Here is a 21,786-nt window from a genome sequence, read left to right on the forward strand (position 1 = left end):
TAAACTTGTAGCCCGTATTAGACGAAGTCAGAATACGGGATGTTTGGCACATATTCCCGTATTAGATTGTACAAATACGGGCTACGTTTTCTGAATCTTAATACGCAGTAGCCCGGTTGCAAGCAACCAGGCCACGAGTAAAGACAATCGGTGGAACTTAAACGTTCCTAGTTTGCAGCTTCTTGTTCAGCAACAATAGTTACATACTTACGATTTTTTTCGCCTTTAATTACGAATTTAACCAAGCCTTCAACTAAGGCAAATAAAGTATGATCACGACCAACGCCAACACCTGGACCTGCATGGAAACGAGTACCACGTTGTCTTACAAGAATTTCACCTGCATTAACAAACTGGCCACCATAACGCTTCACACCAAGGAACTTAGGATTCGAGTCGCGGCCGTTACGAGTACTACCACCTGCTTTTTTATGAGCCATTGCTATCCCCTCTTACTTGCTAATCGCAGTAATTTTAACTTGCGAATAATATTGTCTGTGCCCCATTTGTTTCATATGGTGCTTACGACGACGGAACTTGATGATTTTGATTTTCTTGTGACGGCCATGATCAAGCACTTCTGCTTTTACAGTTGCTTTAGCAACAAATGGCGTACCGCAAATAATTTTGTCACCATCAGCTAACATTAAAACTTCTTCGAATTTAATTTCGTTGCCAACATCTTCAGGCAGCAATTCGATCTTAAGTACATCGCCTTCCTTCACGGTGTATTGCTTACCGCCAGTTTTGATTACCGCATACATAATTTTTCTCCAATTCGCCTGATTGGCTATCACAAATTCAATAAAGTCGCATATTCTATGAAATTATGCCAACGACTTCAAGTGCAATTTCTATTTATGTTCATTTTAAAATATTGTATACTTTGCCACCCTTTCCAGATTTTTAGCAAAGTCTTTAAGGTCCGCAATTATTTTGCAACCTTCAATATTTTGGCCGAGAGTTGAAAAATGTCAATATATTCTTGGATCTGGTATTTAATCTGGTCGCGGATTAAATAAGGGCCATTTAATTTTTGGAGCATATAATAATGTCAAATATTCTATTACAAGCAGAAACAAGAACGGATATGGGGAAAGGTGCGAGCCGCCGCCTACGTCGTCTTGAAAATAAAGTACCCGCAGTAATTTACGGCGGAGACAAAAAACCAATGTCTATTCTTTTCCCACACAACAAAGTAATCAAAGTATTAGAAGCAGAAAGTACTTATTCTAGTGTTTTCGATATTACTGTTGATGGAACAGTTGAACACGTGATTTTAAAAGCATTACAACGCCATCCATACAAGCCTGTAATCATGCATATGGACTTACAACGTGTATCTAAGAAAGACATTCTGGTTAAATTAGTACCTCTCCATTTTATCAACGAGCAAAAAGCTCCTGGTATCAAGGCTGGCGGTATGATTAACCACACAATGACTCAAGTTGAAATTCGTTGCCAAGCTAAAGATCTTCCAGAGTTCATCGAAGTTGATATGTCTAAAGTAGCCCTTGATGATGTTGTTCATTTATCGCATCTGAAATTACCAAAAGGCGTTAACTTGACTGTTGATGTTACCGATGGTAGCCATGACGCTCCTGTTGTGAGCATTCATATGGCTCGTGCAAGCTCAACTGAAGAAGAAACAGAGGTTCCAGCATCTGCTGTACCTACTGTTGATTCAGAAGAGAAAGGTGAAGAGTAATTTTTCTCCGCAATCAGAGTCAGGCATGCCTGACTCTGATTTACCTAAACCCCAAACATCCTAATCCTACCTACTCATCATGGCGATAAAACTTATCATTGGTTTACGTAATCCAGGTTCAGCTTATGAGCATACGCGTCATAATGCCGGTGGATGGCTTACAACAGCCCTAGCGCAACGACATAGCGCTACATTCAAAATAGAGAAAAAAATGCAGGCAGAACTGGCTGAGCTCGAAGTGGATAATCATTCAAGCAAATTGGTTTTACCTCTAACATTCATGAATCATAGTGGTCAACCAACACGATTAATCAGCCAATTTTACCGCATTCAACCTGAAGAAATACTGGTAGTTCATGATGAATTGGACTTACCTGCAGGACGAATTAAATTAAAAACCGGTGGTGGACATGGTGGACACAACGGCTTAAGAGATATTATTGCCCAAATCGGCAGCCCAAATTTCCATCGTTTACGTATTGGTATAGGCCACCCAGGGCATAAAGACTTAGTGCACCAATATGTGCTCAATAAACCGTCCGTACAGGACAGACAACATATTTATGATGCAATCGATAGAGGGGTCGCTACGATACCCTTACTTTTATCTGGTGATATTTCCAGAGCAATGAATCAATTAAACGCTTAACAGAGGTACTATTCATGGGATTTAAATGTGGAATCGTAGGCTTGCCTAACGTTGGTAAATCAACTCTTTTTAATGCCCTGACCAAGGCAGGTATTGAAGCAGCGAATTACCCCTTTTGTACCATTGAACCGAATGTGGGTATTGTGACCGTTCCCGATCCCCGACTTGATGCCTTAAGTGAGATTGTTAAGCCACAGCAAATACAGCCAACAACCATGCAATTCGTTGACATTGCGGGCATTGTAAAAGGAGCCTCCAAAGGCGAAGGCTTAGGCAATCAGTTTTTAGCCAATATTCGTGAAACCGATGCAATTGCTCATGTGGTACGTTGCTTTGAAAATACCGATGTAATTCACGTGGAAGGTCGTGTTGATCCTTTAAGCGATATTGACGTAATTAACACCGAATTAGCATTAGCCGATATGGAAGCTGTTGAAAAAGCCATGCTTAAGGCAGGTAAAAACAGTCGTAGCGGTAATAAAGAAGCGATTGCGGAGGTAAAGGCTTTAGAGAAAATTAAAGCCCATTTAGATGAAGGTCATCCCGTACGCACTCTGGAATTAACTGCTGATGAAGAGTTAATTGCTCGTCGTTTATTCTTACTGACTGCCAAACCCGTTCTTTATATTGCCAATGTGAATGATGATGGTTATGAAAATAATCCTCTATTGGAGAAGGTTCAAGAGCTTGCCGCACGCGAAAAAGCCTGTGTTGTTGCCTTATGTGCTGCTACTGAATCCGAGTTAGTTGAGCTCGATGACGAAGATCGTAAAGAATTTATGGAAAGTCTGGGCTTAAGTGAACCAGGTCTGCATAAAGTGATTCGTGCAGGTTATGATCTTTTAGGATTACAAACTTATTTTACTGCAGGAGTTAAAGAAGTAAGAGCATGGACAATTCATAAAGGTGCAACAGCCCCACAAGCAGCCGGTGTAATTCATACCGATTTTGAGAAAGGATTTATTCGCGCGGAAGTAATTGCTTATAATGATTTTATTAGCTTTCGCGGTGAACAAGGGGCTAAAGAAGCAGGCAAACTACGCCTGGAAGGTAAAGGATATATTGTCAATGATGGCGATGTAATGCATTTCCTGTTTAATGTGTAGCCCTGCTCACATTTTTGATGAATATAGGCTGGGCTACTGCAAGGCCCAGCATTAGGATTAACACGGACTATATTTGCTGGTCTTTACAGCCCAGCCTATGTTTTCCCTACAATTTTCCCTTAAGTTATCATCATTACATGAACGGATACCTTGACAATTACCCGGTACAACTTTAGCATTTGCTGATTGAATGGTTGAGGAAAAACAATGACGATTGAGAGTATACGCGAAACAGTAATTGATGATTTTAACGCGGTCAATGCTTTAATTGTTAATAAAATTGAATCTCAGATAGGTTTAATTGATGATATGTCCCACCATGTTATTGAAAGTGGTGGTAAGCGGCTGCGTCCTCTCTTAGTGCTATTAGCCAGCAATGCGTGTGGTTATCAAGGCCAGAATCATATTGCTTTAGCAGCTATGGTTGAATTCTTTCATACAGCCACCTTATTGCATGATGATGTTGTCGATGAATCTACGCTAAGAAGAGGGCGTGAAACCGCAAATAATATTTGGGGAAGTAAGGCAAGCATCTTAGTGGGTGATTATTTGTTTACCCAATCAATCCAATTAATGGTGGACTCAGGCAACCCTGCCATTCTGAAACTTTTTGCCAACACGGCCTTGGATATTAGCTGTGGTGAAGTGAAACAATTATCAAATCGTCATAACCCAGCCCTGACTTTTGATGAATATTTCGATGTTATTCGCGCAAAAACAGCCTTATTATTTGCAGCTTCATCTTGTATTGGCCCGATGCTAAGTGGTGCATCCCAAGAAGTCCAAGATAGTATTTATGCTTATGGATTACATTTGGGCAATGCGTTCCAACTGATTGATGACGCACTGGACTATTGCTCCGATGCCAAAACCATTGGTAAAAACATTGGTGATGATTTGGCGGATGGTAAAGCGACCCTGCCTTTAATTCATGCCCTACAACATGGTTCAGAGTTGCAAAAACAACAAATTATCGACAGTTTAAAAAAGGGAAGTCTGGAGTTTTTACCCGAAATTCTGGTTGCGTTAGAAGAAACCAAAGCCATTGAATATACCAAAAAGATTGCAGCACAAGAAATTGACACGGCCCTATCTCATTTAATGGTTTTACCCGAATCAAAATATAGAGATGCACTAGCTAAGCTAGCTAATTTCGCCCTACAAAGAAGTTATTAAAAAACCCGGTTGCTTGGCAACCAGGCACCACAGATTTTTGTGCCCTTAACCACACGATGCCGCATCACGTGAGATTGAGGGCATCGATCATGATGAAGTACTTCCTGCGTATAGCAGTCTTTTGCGTTTTCTAATGAGGCAATCAATACAATCGGAGGCATCTGCACTAATACGATGATATTTACCCACCCCTATTTTAGTAAAACTAAAGTGGCCAAAACTATCTCTTGGCTCAATAATATTTCGCGTAATATTATTAAATGAAGCATGCTGCGATGTGGTGAAATACAATTGATCCATATTAGTCAGCATATCTTTATGAGTGACAATCTCCTTATTACTTAATAAGGATTCAATCAGAAGGTTTCTTAAAAGTGCTCCATTGCTAAAATGCTGTTGTTTTATCTCCTCTAGCGAACTCCCACAGATACTGCTAATGAAAGCCCCTATGCGCATATCAACATGCCGATTAAAGTCATCTTGAGAATTTTTCTGCATCTTAGGCTCACACATTAATGTTATTGTGCATTAATTTTGAATGAAACTACTTTAACAAGGATGTAGAAAAGAAGGAATATCATTTAATAATTAAAAATACGTGGGCCTAATTCATCCTCATAGCCAAAGTCATGTAAATCTTTTAGGCGATAAGTAAATAGAATCCCATCAAGATGATCACACTCATGTTGAATAATCCGCGCGTGAAAGCCGTCAGCAATCCCAGTAATAAAATTACCTGCAGAATCATACCCACTGTATTCAATTTTCTTATAGCGTGACACCAAACCTCGCAAACAAGGAAGACTTAAACACCCCTCCCAACCATCAACCATTTCATCAGAAATAGCCTTATAAGAAGGATTAATCAAAACAGTGAAAGGAACAGGTTTTGCATTCGGATAACGTTTACTCTTCTCAAAGCCCAGCATGATGATTCTTTTATTACAACCAAGTTGTGGCGCAGTAATTCCTACCCCCCCCTTCTCCTCCATGGTATCGCGCATATTTTGCAGCAAACTTGCAATTTCCGGATGAGTATTGATTGGATCAAAATCAACAAGAGGTGTAGAGCGAACTCCTAATTGTTTGCTACCCATTTTTACAATCGCTTGCGTTGACATGACTGGTTCCTGGGTTGGTTGATGAATTAACCATTCTGAGCTTACATAAAAAGAAAAGCTTTTTTTAATTATAGAATTGAATTGTAGAAAAAAAGAAAAGTTTATTAATAATAGAGCAATAATTTGGATTTTTTAAAGCATGGTATTTGGGTTCAGTAACGTAAATACTGACCTTAAAAGCAAGCAAAATTTTCATTAAAAGGTTGCTTGCTTTTAAGGTCAGTATCTAAGTGCTGCATCACAATCACATAGAAAATTCTATGTCAGGCGAATACATTCCATACCACCTAAATAAGGCCGTAAAGCCATTGGGATATGAATGTTACCCTCTTTGTCCTGATAGTTTTCCATCACGGCAACTAAGGTTCGGCCTACGGCAAGACCAGAACCATTTAAAGTATGGACCGGTTCTATATCTCGCTCTTCGTTGCGTCTGTATCGAGCTTTCATCCGACGCGCCTGGAATGCTTCCATATTCGAACAAGAAGAGATTTCACGGTAGGTATTCTGACTTGGCAACCATACTTCTATGTCATAGGTTTTTGCAGCACTAGGACCCATATCACCGGAACACAAAGTAATTACCCGATAAGGTAATTCCAGACGTTGTAAAATTGTTTCTGCGTGACTAACCAGTTTTTCCAACGCAAGATAAGACTCTTCCGGTTTTGTCACCCAAACTAATTCTACTTTTTCGAATTGATGCTGACGAATCATCCCTTTGGTGTCTTTACCATATGAACCCGCTTCGCTACGAAAACAAGGGGTATGACATGCGTACTGCATCGGCAACATATCTTCGGTAAGTAAGGTATCACGAACTGTATTGGTTACAGGAATTTCTGCTGTTGGGATTAAGTAATAACCTTGATCACCGGCTAACTTAAATAAATCCTCTTCAAACTTTGGTAATTGTCCTGTACCTAATAAACTGTCTGCATTGACAATATAAGGAACATAAATTTCCTGATAGCCATGATACTGTGTATGCACATCCAACATAAATTGAATCAACGCACGGTGTAATCGGGCTAATTGATTGCGCATGACCACAAAACGACTGCCGGTTAATTTAGCAGCCATTGCAAAATCCATTTGTCCTAACGCCTCACCAAGCTCATCGTGCGATTTCACAGAGAAATCAAAGCTAGGAGCGGTTCCCCAGCGTCTCACTTCCACATTATCGTTCTCATCGGCACCGACAGGTACTGATTCGTGAGGGATATTCGGTAAATGCAAAGCAATTGCTTCGATTTGTTGTAATAACTCATCGAGTTCTTGCTTTTTCCGCTCTAACTCCGCGCCAATGCGGTTAACCTCTTCGCGCATGGGTTCAATATCTTCACCACGAGATTTGGCGATACCAATCGCTTTGGAGCGAGTATTTCGCTCATTTTGCAGGGCTTGAGTTGCGACTTGAAGTTCTTTACGTTTTTCATCCAAAGTCGTAAAGGAATTGATATCAAATTGAAAACCACGCTTTAACAACTGGGAAGCAACGAATTGGGGGTCATCTCGTAATAATTGAATGTCTAACATAGGCTATCACTCTAACTTATCGGTTTGTTAAAAGTCAGCCGCTACCCTAACGCGCCGCAAACAAGCCGCGGCACGTAAGTAATTATGAAGGCTGAGCTTTTACATGTGTTTGTATCAAATCCGGCTTGATATATCCGCCCACTCATCAACGAGCAGGTAATCTTTAGCTTATCGTACAACACCACGTGTTGATCGATTTAATAAATCGATCATAGGAATCACTTCTGGGCATTCGCTCTGCATTAACTCCAGCTCTGCAATCGATTGTTGTACTGTGAGTCCTTTACGGAAAATTACTTTATAAGCACGGCGTAGTGAGTTAATTGCCAGAGAAGAAAATCCACGTCGACGTAAACCTACCGTGTTAATACCATATACCGATGAGGTGTATCCAGCAACCATAATATAAGGAAGTACATCTTTAGTCACATAAGTAGCTCGGGCAATAAAAGCATAAGCACCTACGTGGCAGAACTGATGTACCGCGGCATAACCACCAATAATGGCATAATCATCAACCGTTACGTGCCCTGATAATGCACCATAACTAATAAGAATAATGTTATTGCCTAACATGCAATCATGGCCAACATGGGTATAAGCCATTAAGAAATTATCATTACCAATACGAGTCACCCCGCCACCTTTGATGGTACCTCGGTTGATCATACAATATTCGCGAATGATATTATTATCACCTATTTCCAGGCGTGTCGATTCACCTTTGTAAGTGACATCTTGTGGTTCATCGCCTAGAGAGGCGAATTGGAAAATTTTATTATTTTTACCAATGGTCGTTGGACCTTTAAGCACTGCATAAGGACCTATCCAGGTATTCTCACCGATTTCGACATCTGCACCAATTACTGCGCCAGCGCCTACTGTTACACCTTTCGCTAGTTTAGCAGATGGGTGAATTATTGCTCTTTCATCTATCACTTTTGAATTTCCTTTGCTGCACTTAATAAATCCGCAGAACAGGCCAGTTTATCGCCTACATAAGCTTCGCCATGCATGCGCCAAAACGCTTTTTTCCTTCCTAAGAATTTTACTTCCAAGCGCAATTGATCTCCCGGAGTCACTACATGTTTAAATTTTGCATTATCAATGCCTGCAAAAAAATGTAATACATTATCCGCATGATCATGGGATACTGCGGCCAAAATTCCGCTCGCTTGCGCTAACGCCTCGAGCATTAACACGCCAGGCATTACTGGATTTTCTGGAAAATGTCCCGTAAAAAAGTTCTCATTAATCGTAACATTTTTTATCGCGGTCAAATAATCAAAAACTTTGTAATCTAATACCCTATCAACCAACATCATTGGGTAACGGTGAGGCAACAAATTAAAAATTTGTTTGATATCCAATATAGATTCGCTCATTCTTATTTTCCTGTTTTAGTATCAGGTTTGAGTATGACTGAACGGTACGTTCAATTACACCTTTTGGACTTCTTAAAAAGAGCAGTCATTATCCTGATTTAATCTGTCCAAAGCAATTATTAATATTAGAGTTGGTTTATATTTCTACTATTCTGAGCCAAATGACAGGCAATTATGTGCTCAATTTCTTTTCAAGAACACCCAATCTATTTATATAATCATCCAAGCGTCGAAATCGCGCCGCATTACGGCGCCAACGCTTATGTTCATGGACTAGAGTCCCTGAAGAATAAATACCCGGCTTAGCAATGGATTTGCTTACTGTAGACATACCGGTAATCACCACATCTGCCGCCAAATGCACATAAGCAGCAATACTGCAGGCTCCACCAATAATACAATCAGCTTCGATTTGTGCATAAGCCCCTATGGCAGCGCATCCAGCAATCACGGTATTTTTACCAATCAGCACATCATGAGCAATCTGTACTAAGTTATCAACACAAACTCCCTCGGCTAAATACGTATCCCCTAAGGTGCCGCGATCAATTACCGTATTCGCCCCCAGATGAACTTTATCCGCAAGAATAACGCCCCCGACAACAGGGTCTTGCAACCAGGAGCCATGTTGTTTTACATAATTAAAGGGCGATGCACCCACTATTGTTCCAGAGTTAATAACTACATGCGCACCAATTTGAGTCCCTGTATGCAGCACCGTATTATTGGCAATCTGGCTGTTTTTACCAATACACACATCCGCGTCAATCACGCTATGGGCACCGATAACAACACCCTCAGCAAGTTGTGCACCTGCCCCAATAACGCTGTAGGCACCTACGGTAACATCATATCCCAATTGAGCGCTTGGATGTATTTGTGCACTTGTCACAATTTCTGCAGTTCGCGATGATTGTTGAGACAAATACTGCGTAGCTTTGATCATCGCTTGTAAGGGGTTAGGTACAATAATTACATTCCCGGAATACGCTTGACGATGCTCGGCCTTAAGTAATACGGCACCTGCTGCCGTATTACTTAAGGCTTGAGCAAAGATAGGATTATCATAATAGGCCAGATCCTGAGTGCTTGCTCGGGTCAGTGAAGCCAACGAAAAAATGGCGTGATTGGCATCACCATGCCACACGCCATCTAAACGCTCAGCTAATTGTGCTAAAGTTAGCAACTTTATCGCGCCATTAATTAATTGCTTTAACAACTTTCTCAGTTACATCAAGAGTGTCAGCACTGAAAGGTGCTGCATCTTTTTGCACGATTAGGTCATATTTTCCGTCTTTAGCAACTTTAGAAATTGCTGCACGAACTTTGGCATATAGACCTTCCATTGCTTCGTTGTTTGCAGTGCTTAATTCTTGTTGATATTGTTGACCATCACGCTCAAATTGTTGTTGCGCTGTAATAATTTTCTTTTCCAGATCTTTCTTCTGAGTAGCGCTCATTACTGTGTTATCACGCTTAAATTTTTCCATATCAGCTTTCAAGGTAGCTTCCATAGCAACTAACTTGTCACGACGTGGTTTAAATTCTTTTTCCAATTTTTGTTGGACATCTTTCATTTGACTGGAAGTTTGCATGATTTTCTGTAAATCAACAACACCAATCTTTGCTGCGTCAGCGAATGCACTAGCACAGAATACGCTCAAAACAAAGGCTAAAACGCCACCAAACCGCTTCATAAGCTCTCTCCTAAATTAAAGACCAAGATGCTAGCACAATTCGAAATGGGTTGCGATATGTACCCAAGATGAGATTGAAAATATTTTTATATGATACATAGGCTGGGATGTTAAGCCCAGCCTATGTCTGTATGGGATTAGAATCCAGAAGACAACGCAAACTGGAACAACTGTTGTTGGTCGAAACGTTGAGGATTCAATGCTTTCGCCACGCTAAATGCTAATGGACCAAATGGAGAACGCCATTCTACAGACACACCCGCTGAATAACGTATTGGACCTGCGTCATAACCACTAAATATAGATGCAGTATTGTATGCAAATACGTTACCCGCATCGGCAAAGATAGTGGTTCTGACGTTATCACGGCTTAAAGGATAAGGTAAAATAAGACCGGCACTCGCGCTTGCTAAGAAGTTACCCCCCATGGAATTATGTATGTTATCCAATGGGCCTAAGGAGAAACTGTCATAACCACGAACCTGTCCTGGTTGTGCTGTACCCCCTGCATAATAGTTTTCGAAGAAGGGTAAGCCTCTGTTATTAAACATGTTTCCATAACCTGCAAACCCTTGCAGGGAGAAAATCCATCCACGCAGGATTGGCTGGTAAAGGTGTGCTTGATAAGAACCCTTATAATAAGACAACGAATTCGAACTAGCCGGTAGCGCCACTACAGCAGTAAGCTGTTGGTTCATACCACGAGTTGGGTATGGGAACTGATCATAGCTGTTTCTCGCCCAACCGGAAGATAAACGAATCTCTTGGAAATGGCGACCATAGGCGGTTACGAAGTTTTGAATAGGAATAACATAACCTACGCTTTTAATATCCACATCCTGATAACCATAACCTAATTGGAAACTACTTGCTTCACCTAATGGGAAGTTATAGTTCACATCACCACCAAAGCGGTTAGAGCTGTAGGTACTAACGTTTAAGTTTCTCGGATCGATTCGTGCAAAATAAAGATTTACGCCTCGCCCAATTCCTGTATCAGTGAAAAACGGGTTGTAGTAGCTAACATTGTAATCTTGCCCCCATTTACTGGAAGTGAATGCCGCTCCCATTGAACGACCGGTACCCATAAAATTATGCTGATTAATTGACGCATTAACTTGGTAACCGTTCGTGCCATAACCAATCGAAGCACTTGCTTCTGCCGATGGCGCTTCTTCCACCTGTACGTCCATGTCGACTTGGTTATTCGCTCCAGGAACTGGTGTTGTTTTCACATCCACATTTTTCAAATAGCCTAATAAACGTAATTGTCGTTCAGATTCTTTAATATTATGTAAAGACAGCAGTCCACCCTCATCTTGGCGAATCACGCTACGTAATACGTAATCACTGGTTTTTGTATTGCCATGGAACTTAATTCGGCGCACATAAACGTGACGCCCTGGCTCAACTACGAAAGTAATAAATACTGTTTTATCTTTTTCATCTAATTGCGGTTCCGCATTAATCGCAGGGAAACCATAGCCCACATCTCCCAGTGCCAAACCAATTGCAGAAATCGATTCAGTTACCTTCTTACGTGAAAATACAGTACCCTTACGGACTTGAACCAATGAATCGATTTTTTCTTTGGGCACTACAGTCTTTCCAACTACCTTATAGCCAGAGAAACGGTATTGAGGGCCTTCATCAACATGAATGTTAATGAATACATCTTTTCTATCTGGAGATAATAAAACTTGAGAGGAAACAATATTAAATTTCAAATACCCTCGATCCAAATAATAGGAGCGTAATGCCTCTAATGAAGCATCCATATTTGCCTTCGAATATTGATCTTTTTTCGTAAAATACGTAAATAAATTCGATGTAGATAATGACAACTCAGGTAATAATTCACTGTCTTTAAAATCATGGTTGCCGATAATTTTAATTTTCTTAATTCGCGATACACGCCCTTCTGAAACAGAAATATTAATCCCTACACGATTATCCGTCAGTGGCGTTACACGGGTTTCAATACGGGAATTATATTTTCCTCTGGAGGTATAGGCTTTCTTTAATTCTTTTTCTAAGCGCTCTAAAGTCGAGGATTGAAACACACGGCCTTTCACTAATCCCATTTCCTTAAGGAATTCTTTCATCTTTTCGGCAGGGATTTCTTTATTTCCAGTAATATTGATAGCCCCGATCGTTGCGCGTTCAACCACATTAACAACGAGGATATTTCCTTGACGTTCCAGGGATACAGATTGAAAAAAACCAGTGTCGTAAAGAGCGCGAATAATTTCACCGGTTGAACTGGAGTTAACTTCTTCACCCACTTGCACGGGAATATAGTTTAATACTGTTCCAGTAGAAACCCGTTGCAAACCAGTAACCGTAATACTGCGAACAACAAAACCTTCATCTGCCATTGTTTGTGTAGACCAAGCCAAAAGCGCTGAACAACAAACCCCTACTAAAAACTTACTACTGATCTTTTTCATTATTATTTTACGTCCAGTTTTACCTCGCTCGCTTCTAAATGCTCTTTTAGCAAATACTAAAATGGCAATTTATGGCGACACGAAGTACGCATGTGATTCTGGATATAAAAAATATCCAGATACATTAAATTTTGAAGCACTTTTTATAGGAAGTAGAAACTACTGTCAAGCTTCTATTTGCCACTAACCTGTCAATCTTGATAAATCATTCGTTAAGGCGATAAACATCAATGCAGCCAACAATAACAAGCCTACATAAGCCCCCGCTGATTTTAAACCATCGGATACGGGCTTACCTCGGATAACCTCGAGGACATAATACAGCAAATGCCCGCCATCAAGCATAGGAATAGGTAATAAATTTAAAGCGCCTAAACTAATACTGACTAAAGCTAGAAAAAATAGATAGGCAGCTAAACCACCTCGTCCTGAATCTCCAGCCCCTTGAGCAATACCAACCGGGCCACTGATGCTATTTAAGCCTAATTTACCCGTAACTAAACGTCCCATTAAAATAAACGTGGTGCCAGTTAATTGAACTGTTTGTTTTAAGGCCTTATTTACTGCTGCAAGCGGTTGTTCTCGTTCCATACGTAACCAACGCTCTGGCCATTTAACCTTTTGAGAGCGTACTCCTAAAAAGCCTTCAAGCGTTCCTTTATTATCATGACTACCAACCTGTACGCTAAGGTTTTGTATCACGCCTTTTCGATTAATTTTTAAAGCTATTTGTTCATCAGGGCGAGCCTGTACGTACTCAACCAAAAATAACCAATCACTAAACGCCTTACCATCCACAGTCAAAACCTTATCTCCTGTTTTCAATCCAGATTTATCTGCAGGAGAGTCTGGAACCACTTCACCAACAATCGGAGGAATCGATGGAATAAATGGCTCTATTCCTAAACTTTTTAGCGGATCAGGCTTTTTATCATCCAGTACCCAATTGGCTAAGGGTAAGGAGATTTGGCTCTGTTGCCCGTTATCTAAAGATTTGACGACCAGATGCACCGTTTCATTAGAGCCTACCATAGGCATCATGGCATATTGAAAATCCCGCCAACTGTTTATCTTTGTATTATTTAAGGAAATGATTTCCTCTTTTGCCTTAAGCCCTGCCTCTGCAGCAATACTGCCAGGACGAACCCCATCAATCATTGGCGCCAGAGAGGGCATGCCAATAACTAAAACCAACCACAAGGCAAAAAAAGCAAAAATGAAGTTAAACATCGGTCCGGCCAGCACAATAGCAATACGTTTCCAAACCGATTGGTTATTAAAGGCGAGATGGCGCTCGCTTTCTGGCACCTCGCCTTCAGATTCATCAAGCATTTTGACATAGCCACCAAAAGGAAAAAGAGACCAGGCATACTCAGTCCCCTTTTTGTCAGTCCAGCTTGCTAAAATCTTGCCAAAACCAAAAGAAAAGCGCAGTACCTTTACTCCACACCACCGCGCGACTTGAAAATGACCATATTCATGGATAGTAACCAATAATAATAGAGCCAATAAAAAATACAGCAACGTTAAAAGCATAGCGCTACCCCACAGTTAATCCAAAGTAAAAGACAGGTAGAGCAGCAATTAAGCTATCCAGGCGATCTAAAATACCACCGTGACCAGGAATCAGCGTTCCTGTATCCTTTAAATGACAGCGCCGCTTCAAAATACTGATAAACAAATCGCCAAAAATTGAAATAATTACCGTGCAAAAAGCTAAAAACAACCAGTATCCCATAGCAACGGGATGAAAATACATACTGCCAACCCCTGCTATAATCATAGACAAAATTAAGCCACCTAGCACACCCTCCCAGGATTTTCCTGGACTGACTTGAGGAATCAGCTTATTTTTACCCATCAATTTACCACTCAAGTAAGCGCCAATATCAGAAGCCCAAATCAGGAACAGCAAATAAACAAGCAACGCCTTTCCGTTTGGCAAATGATATAAATGAACCAAGCTTTGAATAAACAAGGGTAAAAGCACGAGACAGGCGCCAGCAACCACTGCAGGATATCCCCAGTATTCTTGTGACTTTGGAAAAGTAACAATCGCAGCAATATTAAAAGCCCAGAGAATTAACCCCAAGCCAAGCCAATAAGAAAATAAATAGCCACATGCCCATAATGCTAATAACATTAAAGCAAGAAAGCCCATTTGCATGCCTAAATTCTGTAAGGGAATTAACTGAAAAGCTTCTCTTCCTGAAGCTAAAAAAATCAAGATGGCAATACTTGCCAATAGCCAAGGCGGACCATAAAAAATAATAAATAAAACCAAGGGCACTAAAATTAAGGAGGTAATTAATCGTTGTAGAAACATAAGACTGCCCTCTATAAGTAGTTTAATGCACGCTCTAAGTTCATAGCCATTAACTTAACGACCGTGAGCTGCAAGCCGCGTGCATTAGTTCAATTAGAAATTTGCCCGAAACGCCTTTTTCTTTTGCTAAAAGAAGCTAAGGCTTTTTCGAACTCTTCCTCACCAAAATCTGGCCAATGTACGTCTGTAAAATAAAGCTCTGTATACGCAAGCTGCCAAAGAAAGAAATTGCTGATGCGTAATTCACCACTAGTACGAATAAACAAGTCCGGATCCGGCAAATTAGCCGTATCCAAATAACTGGAAAAACGTGCTTCATCAAGCTCCTCAAGCGTTATTTGCCCTTGGGCAACTGCTTGTACCGCTTTTTTCGCAGCAGTAACTAAATCCCATTTACCGCCGTAATTAACGACAAGATTCAGCGTCAATTGCGCATTATCCGCAGTAACGGACTCCGCCTCGCGCATTTGTTGTTGCAGTGCAGGAGACAATAAACTGCGATCTCCGGTAAAACACATCCGCACGCCATTCTGATTTAATTCGCTAAGTTCTCGGCGTAAAGATTCGATGAATAACTCCATTAAAAAAGAAACTTCTTCCGTTGGGCGCGCCCAATTTTCAGAACTAAATGCAAATAAACTTAAACAAGCAACTTTTTTTTCCATGCATGTGCGAATCATTTTTCGTACGGATTCAACTCCCGCCTGATGACCTTCAATGCGTGGCAAACCTTGATTTTCAGCCCAACGTCCATTCCCATCCATCACGATGGCAATGTGTTGAGGAATTTTTTGTTCCAAAACGACTCTTCCAACCTTAAAAAATGTGCATAGTCTAACCTTTTTAACGTCAAACTTTAAGAGTTATTCAACAATGTGTTGCGATAAATCAAGCAAATTTAACCAAAACCAGTACCCCAACTTCAGATTGTGACCGTACAAAAGATAATAGTATAATCGGCTTCTATTTAACGTATGGAGCGTTGCATGCAAAAGAAAGCTCCCCTACTGCTGATGATTTTGGATGGCTGGGGTTACAATAAGAATAATAAATACAATGCTATTGCTCAAGCCAATACCCCACAATGGGATGAATGGTGGCAAACACGCCCTCATATACTTTTAAATGCTTCGGGCTTGCCTGTAGGCTTGCCTGATGAACAAATGGGCAACTCAGAAGTCGGACATATGCACATTGGCGCAGGCCGTGTGATTCAACAAGATTTTACCCGTATTAATCAAAGCATTGCACTGGGTGAATTTGCTAAAAATACAGTATTTCTTAATATGCTCCATGAATTAAAACAAACTGGTAAGTCGCTCCATATTATGGGTTTATTCTCTCCGGGCGGTGTTCACAGTCATGAACAGCATTTATTTGCTTTACTTGCACTCTGCGCCGAGCACAATTTTCATTCTGTTTGTCTGCATCTGTTTCTGGATGGACGGGACACCCCCCCCCCAAAGCGCACTGCAAAGTATTGAACGCTTAAATACCGAACTAAAAAAATACCCGGTTGCCCGCATTTGCTCCATTAGTGGCCGCTATTACGCTATGGACCGCGATAATCGTTGGGAACGTATTGCCCCTGTCTATGACTTATTAACCCTGGGTCAAAGCCAGCATCAATTCGCAGATACAGAAACGGCCATTAACGCTTATTATCAACAAAAGCTCTCAGATGAATTTATCCCTCCAACCCAAATTGGTACAGGAACAATTATTAAGGATGGGGATGCTATTTTATTTTTTAATTTCCGTGCAGACCGAGCAAGGCAATTAACGACTGCATTTATCGATAGCACATTTACGCAATTTAACCGCCAGCGCTGTCCTCGTTTATCTCATTTTGTCAGCATGACACAATATGATAAGAATTTAGCAACTACATCCGCATTTCCGCCAATCCCTTTAAATAATACCTTAGGGGAAGTGATTGCTGCCCATGGTCTCCGGCAATTACGTATTGCGGAAACGGAAAAATATGCTCATGTCACCTTTTTCTTTAATGGAGGCAAAGAACAAGTCTTTAACAATGAAGAACGCATCTTAATTCCTTCGCCTAAAGTGGCTACCTATAACTTACAACCGGAAATGAGCGCGCCACAATTAACTGACCGCTTGGTAGAGACAATTAATAACCAAGCCTATGATGTTATTATTTGTAACTATGCGAATGCCGATATGGTGGGACATTCTGGTGATTTCGCGGCAACAATTCGTGCGATTGAATGTTTGGATCAGTGCATGCACCGAGTCTGGAAGGCACTGGAACCACAAGGCGGGCAACTACTCATTACCGCTGATCATGGTAATGCGGAAGAAATGTTTGACGAGTCCACACACCAAGCCCATACTGCTCATACCAGTGACCCAGTCCCCTTGGTTTATGTTGGCGATCATTGGCACTTTACCCATACTGAAGGAAGTTTAACAGATATAGCTCCAACAATTCTGGCGCTATTGGGAATTACGCCCCCTGCAGAAATATCCGGCCATCAATTGTTAGAAAAAGACTCATGATTAAATGTACAAAAAAATTAAGGAATAACGGGATATGCATGTCTTTAGGCATGCTACTTTGTTTGGGCTTGCATGCAGCCCCCCCAAGCCTCCAACAAACCCAGAACCAACTCAAACAAATCGATGTGCAAATTAATAATTTGCAGCAAACATTAACTAGCGCCCATGATAAACGTGGTGTGTTGAACCGTGAGTTATCCATCACGGCAAAACAAATCAGCCAAAGCGTGCAAGAGTTAAGAACTATACAAAAAACTTTAGATAATAGAGCAGCCAAAATAACCGCCTTACAAAAACAGGTTAATCAACTGGGTCAACAGCTAAGTGCACAGCAGCAATTGTTAGCAAATCATATCCGTGCTCGCTATCAAATGGGAGAATATCAACCTTTAAAATGGCTACTTAACCAAGATGATCCCTACAAGGTAAGCCGCATTTTAACCTATTATCAATACATCATTAAGTCACGACAACAGCTTATTGTACAAGTCGATGCAACGCTAAATAAATTAACTCAAAGCAAAGAAGTACTTAATAATGAATTGGCAGCTACACAAAAGCTTAAACATGAACTGACAATAAACCAGCAGCAACTGGAAAAAAATAAAAATTATCATGCCTCTTTAATCAACTCATTGAGTAATGAAATTCAAAGTAAACAAAATAAATTGCAAGAAGCACAAAAGAATAAAAATAATTTAGCAAATTTATTAAAAACACTTGCTGTACAAAGCGTTCCGCAACCCAGCATGCCATTCAACCAAATGCGCAAAAAATTGCCGTATCCAGTACAGTCTAAGAAACAGGCCTTACGCAAGATGAATCAAGGAGTGACATTTTTTGCCGAGGAAGGTGCGGTGGTTACTGCCGTTTATCCAGGAAAAGTCGTTTTTAGTAATTGGTTAAAGGGCTATGGTTTACTCATTATTATTGATCATGGTCAAGGATTTATGACCTTATATGCTCATAATGAATCGCTATTTAAGAAGAAAGGAGAATCGGTCAAACAAAATGAACAAATTGCTACTGTAGGTCATAGCGGTGGAATTAAAGAAAACGGTCTATACTTCGAAATAAGACTAAGGGGAAAAGCAATCCCTCCTCTAGCTTGGTTGTCGTAGGTTAAAAGGCGGTCTGTTGATTACTTTAACAAATAAGAATAAAGAGGGTTAAAGTAATTGCCTACACCTCTGGCATTTAAATTGCATTTAAAATATTAAGAATAAAAAAAGAAGACGGCTTATTTTGTTGGCCTGCATCCGAGGAGATCGCTATGTTGATAAGAAAACTATATCCTTGCACGCTTGCTGTAGTATATGCGTTCACATTGATGTTACCTCTGACGGCCTTTACAGCTGATGAACCTGAAGATAGTACTAGTGCTAGTTCTGAATCTAAAGGTGTGCCATTGGAAGATGTACAACGCTTTTCCAATGCAATAGGTGAGATTAAAAAATATTATGTGAAACAAACAGAGGACAAGGTATTATTTGATAATGCCATCCGCGGGATGCTCAGTGGTTTAGACCCTCATTCAAGTTACCTGGATGAAGAAGAGTTTAAAGAGTTACAAACATCAACTAGTGGTGAATTTGGTGGATTAGGACTTGAAGTTACCATGGAAGATGGTGTGGTCAAAGTCGTAACTCCTTTAGTTGATACCCCTGCCTTTAAAGCAGGAATCAAATCTGGGGACTACATCATTAAATTAGGTAAAGAATCTGTTCAAGGCCTATCGCTTAAAGATGCGGTTAACCTAATGCGTGGTAAAGCCGGCAGCACAATTCAGCTTACTGTGCTACGTAAGGGAGTAAATAAAGCCTTAACCTTTGATTTGGTTCGTGAAGTCATTCAAATCAAAAGCGTGCAAAGCAAACTATTAACTCCAGGCTATGGCTACATCCGCTTGACCCAATTCCAAGCGTTAACAGGAAGAGATATGTTACAAGCGATTGAACGTTTAAAACAACAATCAGGCGGTAACTTAAAAGGCCTTATCCTGGATTTAAGAAACAACCCAGGGGGCTTACTTGATGCAGCAATTCAAGTTTCTGATGCCTTCCTTGGTAAAGATAAATCGGGTAAACCAGAAACGATTGTGTCCACTAAAGGTCGTTTACCTGGTACAGATTTTACAGCTCTATCTAAGGGAATTGATGTCTTAAATCATGCGCCAATGGTTGTGTTAATTAACAATGGCTCAGCATCTGCTGCAGAAATTGTTGCCGGTGCACTAAAAGACAACAAACGTGCGGTGGTGCTTGGGACTACCAGCTTTGGTAAAGGTTCCGTACAAACGGTCTTGCCACTTGATAGTAAAACAGGGATTAAGTTAACTACTGCCCTTTACTACACGCCATCGGGAGTTTCAATTCAAGCGAAAGGAATTGTGCCTGACATCGTGGTTAATGAGTTGGAAATTCCTAAAAATTCTGGAACAAAAAGTAAGGATGTGACTGGATTTAGCGAAGCAGATCTAAATGGTCACTTGCTCAATAAAACAAATGCAGAAAAAGCTGCAAAAAATCATCAAACTCAACTTGAGGAGCTATTGCATAATGACTATCAACTTTATACTGCATTCACTGTATTAGAAGGCATGGCCTTAGCTACTAATAATTAAATAGTAACGCGTAAGCTGGGCTGAAGAGTCCAGCTTACCCTACCCGCACTACCCCAAATCTCAGGCCTTACCCTACAAAGCATATTAACGGTTAACGATGTTTTTTAGTACTTTAAACAATAATAGCCACCAACTTGATAAAAATAGTACAAAATGTTACATTGATGAAATATAAGTTTTATTTAAAGGCAGTCATGAGCAGATTGAAGTCAATTTTTTTATTCCTAGCGAGTATCACCACTAGCATCGCGGCCGTAGCTGCTCCTATCAGTTTGCACGATAAAATTGGCCAAATGCTACTTATTGGATTTGACGGCAAGCATATTAATGCGCAGTCAGAAATAGTAAAAATAATTGCCAAAGATAATATTGGTGGGGTAATTTTATTTGACTACAATGCGCAAACACAAATCTTTGATAAAAACATAGAGTCTCCTGCGCAAGTAAAGCAATTAAATCATGATTTACAGTATTTTGCCCAACAAGCTAACTTAAAATACCACCGCCCCACATTACCGCTGCTAATTTCGGTAGATTATGAAGGCGGCAAGGTTACTCGTCTCAGTGAGCAATATGGATTTCCTGCAACCCTAACACCCGGCGAGGTAGGTAAACAAGACCCACAAGCTGCTGAAGCAAACGCCGAGCTCATGGCTAAAACATTAGTCGATTCAGGCTTTAATTTAGATTTTTCGCCTTTACTTGACGTAAATATAAATCCCAATAATCCCGTAATCGCCAAAAAAGACCGCAGCTTTTCTAGTGATCCCAATACGGTTATTCAAGATGCAGAAATTTACTCACAAAATTTTTTAAGTAAAAAGCTCCAATGCGTTTATAAGCATTTCCCAGGACATGGCAGCTCCACAACTGATTCACATGTAGGCTTTGTAGATGTCACTGATACCTGGAGAATGTCCGAATTGGAACCCTATCGACACTTATTAGGGCAAAAGTATTCCTGTGGCGTAGTCATGAGCGCTCATATCGTAAACCGTCAGCTTGATAGTTCAGGGCTTCCTGCCACCTTATCCCATAAAATGTTGACAGACCTTTTACGCCACCGCCTGCATTTTGATGGTGTTATTATTAGCGATGACATGCAAATGAAGGCGATTAGCAATCATTATAGGTTAGCGCAAGCACTGGTATTGGCTATTAATGCGGGTACAGATATGCTTATTTTTGGTAATACTTTGGCTGCAAAACAAGATCCAGAGCAATTGATTCAGATCATTGAAGCTAAAGTGCGTTCTGGTGAAATTAAACAAAAACGGATTGATGAGGCATATCAGCGTATTGTTACTCTGAAGAAGTCGTTAGTACACTAGACACCACTATCGGCCCGGCCCATGGCCCAACACTAAGTTATGATGTAGCTCAATACCTTGTTGGGCTTCCAATTAGCCAGACGCTCGAATTACTGCGGCAAGCCGCGGTAATTCGATATTATATAAAGCGAGTCGATTGCTAAGGATAATCG

The 21,786-nt window shown here is 40.6% G+C and carries 20 protein-coding genes and 1 pseudogene; 8 read left to right on the top strand and 13 right to left on the bottom strand.

Annotation, left to right across the window (positions count from 1 at the left end; all coding sequences use genetic code 11):
* Positions 1-167: 167 nt before the first annotated feature.
* Both rpmA and rplU read right to left on the bottom strand, forming a co-directional pair.
* A complete protein-coding gene (gene rpmA, locus ACQY7T_RS03450; RefSeq protein WP_428411318.1) occupies positions 168-440 on the bottom strand; it encodes a 50S ribosomal protein L27 in 273 nt (90 codons plus the stop codon).
* 12 nt (positions 441-452) lie between these two features.
* Positions 453-764, bottom strand: coding sequence for a 50S ribosomal protein L21 (rplU, locus tag ACQY7T_RS03455; protein WP_428411319.1), 312 nt, complete (start codon positions 762-764; stop codon positions 453-455).
* A gap of 287 nt (positions 765-1,051) precedes the next feature.
* On the opposite strand from rplU, the gene ACQY7T_RS03460 reads away from it, so the two are divergent.
* The 4 genes from ACQY7T_RS03460 (at position 1,052) to ACQY7T_RS03475 (ending at position 4,639) form a co-directional block, all read left to right on the top strand.
* Positions 1,052-1,708 (top strand): 50S ribosomal protein L25/general stress protein Ctc, encoded by a 657-nt coding sequence (locus ACQY7T_RS03460; protein WP_428411320.1) that lies wholly within the window; start codon positions 1,052-1,054, stop codon positions 1,706-1,708.
* A gap of 79 nt (positions 1,709-1,787) precedes the next feature.
* On the top strand, positions 1,788-2,357 hold the full coding sequence (gene pth, locus ACQY7T_RS03465) for an aminoacyl-tRNA hydrolase (RefSeq protein ID WP_428411321.1): 570 nt from the start codon (positions 1,788-1,790) through the stop codon (positions 2,355-2,357).
* Positions 2,358-2,371: 14 nt separating this feature from the next.
* Entirely contained in the window at positions 2,372-3,463 is a 1,092-nt protein-coding gene (gene ychF / locus ACQY7T_RS03470; RefSeq protein WP_428411322.1) for a redox-regulated ATPase YchF, read from the top strand.
* A 207-nt stretch (positions 3,464-3,670) separates the two neighbouring features.
* Positions 3,671-4,639, top strand: coding sequence for a polyprenyl synthetase family protein (locus tag ACQY7T_RS03475; RefSeq protein ID WP_428411323.1), 969 nt, complete (start codon positions 3,671-3,673; stop codon positions 4,637-4,639).
* An 87-nt stretch (positions 4,640-4,726) separates the two neighbouring features.
* On the opposite strand, the gene ACQY7T_RS03480 is transcribed toward ACQY7T_RS03475, so the two are convergent.
* From ACQY7T_RS03480 to ACQY7T_RS03530, 11 genes are all read right to left on the bottom strand, one after another.
* Positions 4,727-5,137, bottom strand: coding sequence for a hypothetical protein (locus ACQY7T_RS03480; RefSeq protein WP_428411324.1), 411 nt, complete (start codon positions 5,135-5,137; stop codon positions 4,727-4,729).
* 83 nt (positions 5,138-5,220) lie between these two features.
* A complete protein-coding gene (def, locus tag ACQY7T_RS03485) occupies positions 5,221-5,760 on the bottom strand; it encodes a peptide deformylase (RefSeq protein WP_428411325.1) in 540 nt (179 codons plus the stop codon).
* A 258-nt stretch (positions 5,761-6,018) separates the two neighbouring features.
* Entirely contained in the window at positions 6,019-7,299 is a 1,281-nt protein-coding gene (gene serS / locus ACQY7T_RS03490) for a serine--tRNA ligase (RefSeq protein WP_428411326.1), read from the bottom strand.
* Between the two features lie 168 nt (positions 7,300-7,467).
* Complete coding sequence (lpxA, locus tag ACQY7T_RS03495) at positions 7,468-8,238, bottom strand: acyl-ACP--UDP-N-acetylglucosamine O-acyltransferase (protein WP_428411327.1); 771 nt, start codon at positions 8,236-8,238, stop codon at positions 7,468-7,470.
* Entirely contained in the window at positions 8,235-8,684 is a 450-nt protein-coding gene (gene fabZ, locus ACQY7T_RS03500) for a 3-hydroxyacyl-ACP dehydratase FabZ (protein ID WP_428411328.1), read from the bottom strand. Before fabZ ends, lpxA begins: the two co-directional genes overlap by 4 nt.
* Before the next feature lie 172 nt (positions 8,685-8,856).
* Complete coding sequence (lpxD, locus tag ACQY7T_RS03505; RefSeq protein WP_428411359.1) at positions 8,857-9,870, bottom strand: UDP-3-O-(3-hydroxymyristoyl)glucosamine N-acyltransferase; 1,014 nt, start codon at positions 9,868-9,870, stop codon at positions 8,857-8,859.
* Positions 9,871-9,883: 13 nt separating this feature from the next.
* On the bottom strand, positions 9,884-10,381 hold the full coding sequence (locus ACQY7T_RS03510) for an OmpH family outer membrane protein (protein WP_428411329.1): 498 nt from the start codon (positions 10,379-10,381) through the stop codon (positions 9,884-9,886).
* A gap of 137 nt (positions 10,382-10,518) precedes the next feature.
* Positions 10,519-12,831, bottom strand: coding sequence for an outer membrane protein assembly factor BamA (gene bamA, locus ACQY7T_RS03515; RefSeq protein ID WP_428411330.1), 2,313 nt, complete (start codon positions 12,829-12,831; stop codon positions 10,519-10,521).
* A 183-nt stretch (positions 12,832-13,014) separates the two neighbouring features.
* Positions 13,015-14,367, bottom strand: a complete 1,353-nt coding sequence (gene rseP, locus ACQY7T_RS03520; protein WP_428411331.1) for an RIP metalloprotease RseP — start codon at positions 14,365-14,367, stop codon at positions 13,015-13,017.
* Positions 14,368-14,371: 4 nt separating this feature from the next.
* Positions 14,372-15,157: a phosphatidate cytidylyltransferase gene (locus ACQY7T_RS03525; protein WP_428411332.1), complete on the bottom strand. Its 786-nt coding sequence runs from the start codon at positions 15,155-15,157 to the stop codon at positions 14,372-14,374.
* An 89-nt stretch (positions 15,158-15,246) separates the two neighbouring features.
* Positions 15,247-15,957 carry an isoprenyl transferase gene (locus ACQY7T_RS03530; RefSeq protein ID WP_428411333.1) on the bottom strand — a complete coding sequence of 237 codons (711 nt, stop codon included), beginning with the start codon at positions 15,955-15,957 and terminating at the stop codon, positions 15,247-15,249.
* 186 nt (positions 15,958-16,143) lie between these two features.
* Between ACQY7T_RS03530 and gpmI the strand changes: the two are divergent.
* From gpmI to ACQY7T_RS03550, 4 genes and pseudogenes are all read left to right on the top strand, one after another.
* A pseudogene (gene gpmI / locus ACQY7T_RS03535) lies at positions 16,144-17,680 on the top strand (2,3-bisphosphoglycerate-independent phosphoglycerate mutase).
* A 38-nt stretch (positions 17,681-17,718) separates the two neighbouring features.
* Positions 17,719-18,801, top strand: coding sequence for a murein hydrolase activator EnvC family protein (locus tag ACQY7T_RS03540; protein WP_428411334.1), 1,083 nt, complete (start codon positions 17,719-17,721; stop codon positions 18,799-18,801).
* Between the two features lie 152 nt (positions 18,802-18,953).
* The gene (locus ACQY7T_RS03545) at positions 18,954-20,303 is read left to right on the top strand and encodes a S41 family peptidase (RefSeq protein WP_428411335.1); all 1,350 of its coding nucleotides are present in this window, start codon (positions 18,954-18,956) and stop codon (positions 20,301-20,303) included.
* A 194-nt stretch (positions 20,304-20,497) separates the two neighbouring features.
* Positions 20,498-21,634: a glycoside hydrolase family 3 protein gene (locus ACQY7T_RS03550; RefSeq protein ID WP_428411336.1), complete on the top strand. Its 1,137-nt coding sequence runs from the start codon at positions 20,498-20,500 to the stop codon at positions 21,632-21,634.
* Positions 21,635-21,786 lie beyond the last annotated feature (152 nt).

Origin of the sequence: Legionella sp. (genome assembly GCF_965140895.1) — a bacterium.
Lineage (GTDB): Bacteria > Pseudomonadota > Gammaproteobacteria > Legionellales > Legionellaceae > Legionella.

Bases quoted from the DNA above. Each gene is read 5' to 3' on its own strand.
- rpmA (WP_428411318.1), bottom strand. From the start codon at position 440: ATGGCTCATAAAAAAGCAGGTGGTAGTACTCGTAACGGCCGCGACTCG.
- rplU (WP_428411319.1), bottom strand. From the start codon at position 764: ATGTATGCGGTAATCAAAACTGGCGGTAAGCAATACACCGTGAAGGAA.
- ACQY7T_RS03460 (WP_428411320.1), top strand. From the start codon at position 1,052: ATGTCAAATATTCTATTACAAGCAGAAACAAGAACGGATATGGGGAAA.
- pth (WP_428411321.1), top strand. From the start codon at position 1,788: ATGGCGATAAAACTTATCATTGGTTTACGTAATCCAGGTTCAGCTTAT.
- ychF (WP_428411322.1), top strand. From the start codon at position 2,372: ATGGGATTTAAATGTGGAATCGTAGGCTTGCCTAACGTTGGTAAATCA.
- ACQY7T_RS03475 (WP_428411323.1), top strand. From the start codon at position 3,671: ATGACGATTGAGAGTATACGCGAAACAGTAATTGATGATTTTAACGCG.
- ACQY7T_RS03480 (WP_428411324.1), bottom strand. From the start codon at position 5,137: ATGCAGAAAAATTCTCAAGATGACTTTAATCGGCATGTTGATATGCGC.
- def (WP_428411325.1), bottom strand. From the start codon at position 5,760: ATGTCAACGCAAGCGATTGTAAAAATGGGTAGCAAACAATTAGGAGTT.
- serS (WP_428411326.1), bottom strand. From the start codon at position 7,299: ATGTTAGACATTCAATTATTACGAGATGACCCCCAATTCGTTGCTTCC.
- fabZ (WP_428411328.1), bottom strand. From the start codon at position 8,684: ATGAGCGAATCTATATTGGATATCAAACAAATTTTTAATTTGTTGCCT.
- ACQY7T_RS03510 (WP_428411329.1), bottom strand. From the start codon at position 10,381: ATGAAGCGGTTTGGTGGCGTTTTAGCCTTTGTTTTGAGCGTATTCTGT.
- bamA (WP_428411330.1), bottom strand. From the start codon at position 12,831: ATGAAAAAGATCAGTAGTAAGTTTTTAGTAGGGGTTTGTTGTTCAGCG.
- rseP (WP_428411331.1), bottom strand. From the start codon at position 14,367: ATGCTTTTAACGTTGCTGTATTTTTTATTGGCTCTATTATTATTGGTT.
- ACQY7T_RS03525 (WP_428411332.1), bottom strand. From the start codon at position 15,157: ATGTTTCTACAACGATTAATTACCTCCTTAATTTTAGTGCCCTTGGTT.
- ACQY7T_RS03540 (WP_428411334.1), top strand. From the start codon at position 17,719: ATGTCTTTAGGCATGCTACTTTGTTTGGGCTTGCATGCAGCCCCCCCA.
- ACQY7T_RS03545 (WP_428411335.1), top strand. From the start codon at position 18,954: ATGTTGATAAGAAAACTATATCCTTGCACGCTTGCTGTAGTATATGCG.
- ACQY7T_RS03550 (WP_428411336.1), top strand. From the start codon at position 20,498: ATGAGCAGATTGAAGTCAATTTTTTTATTCCTAGCGAGTATCACCACT.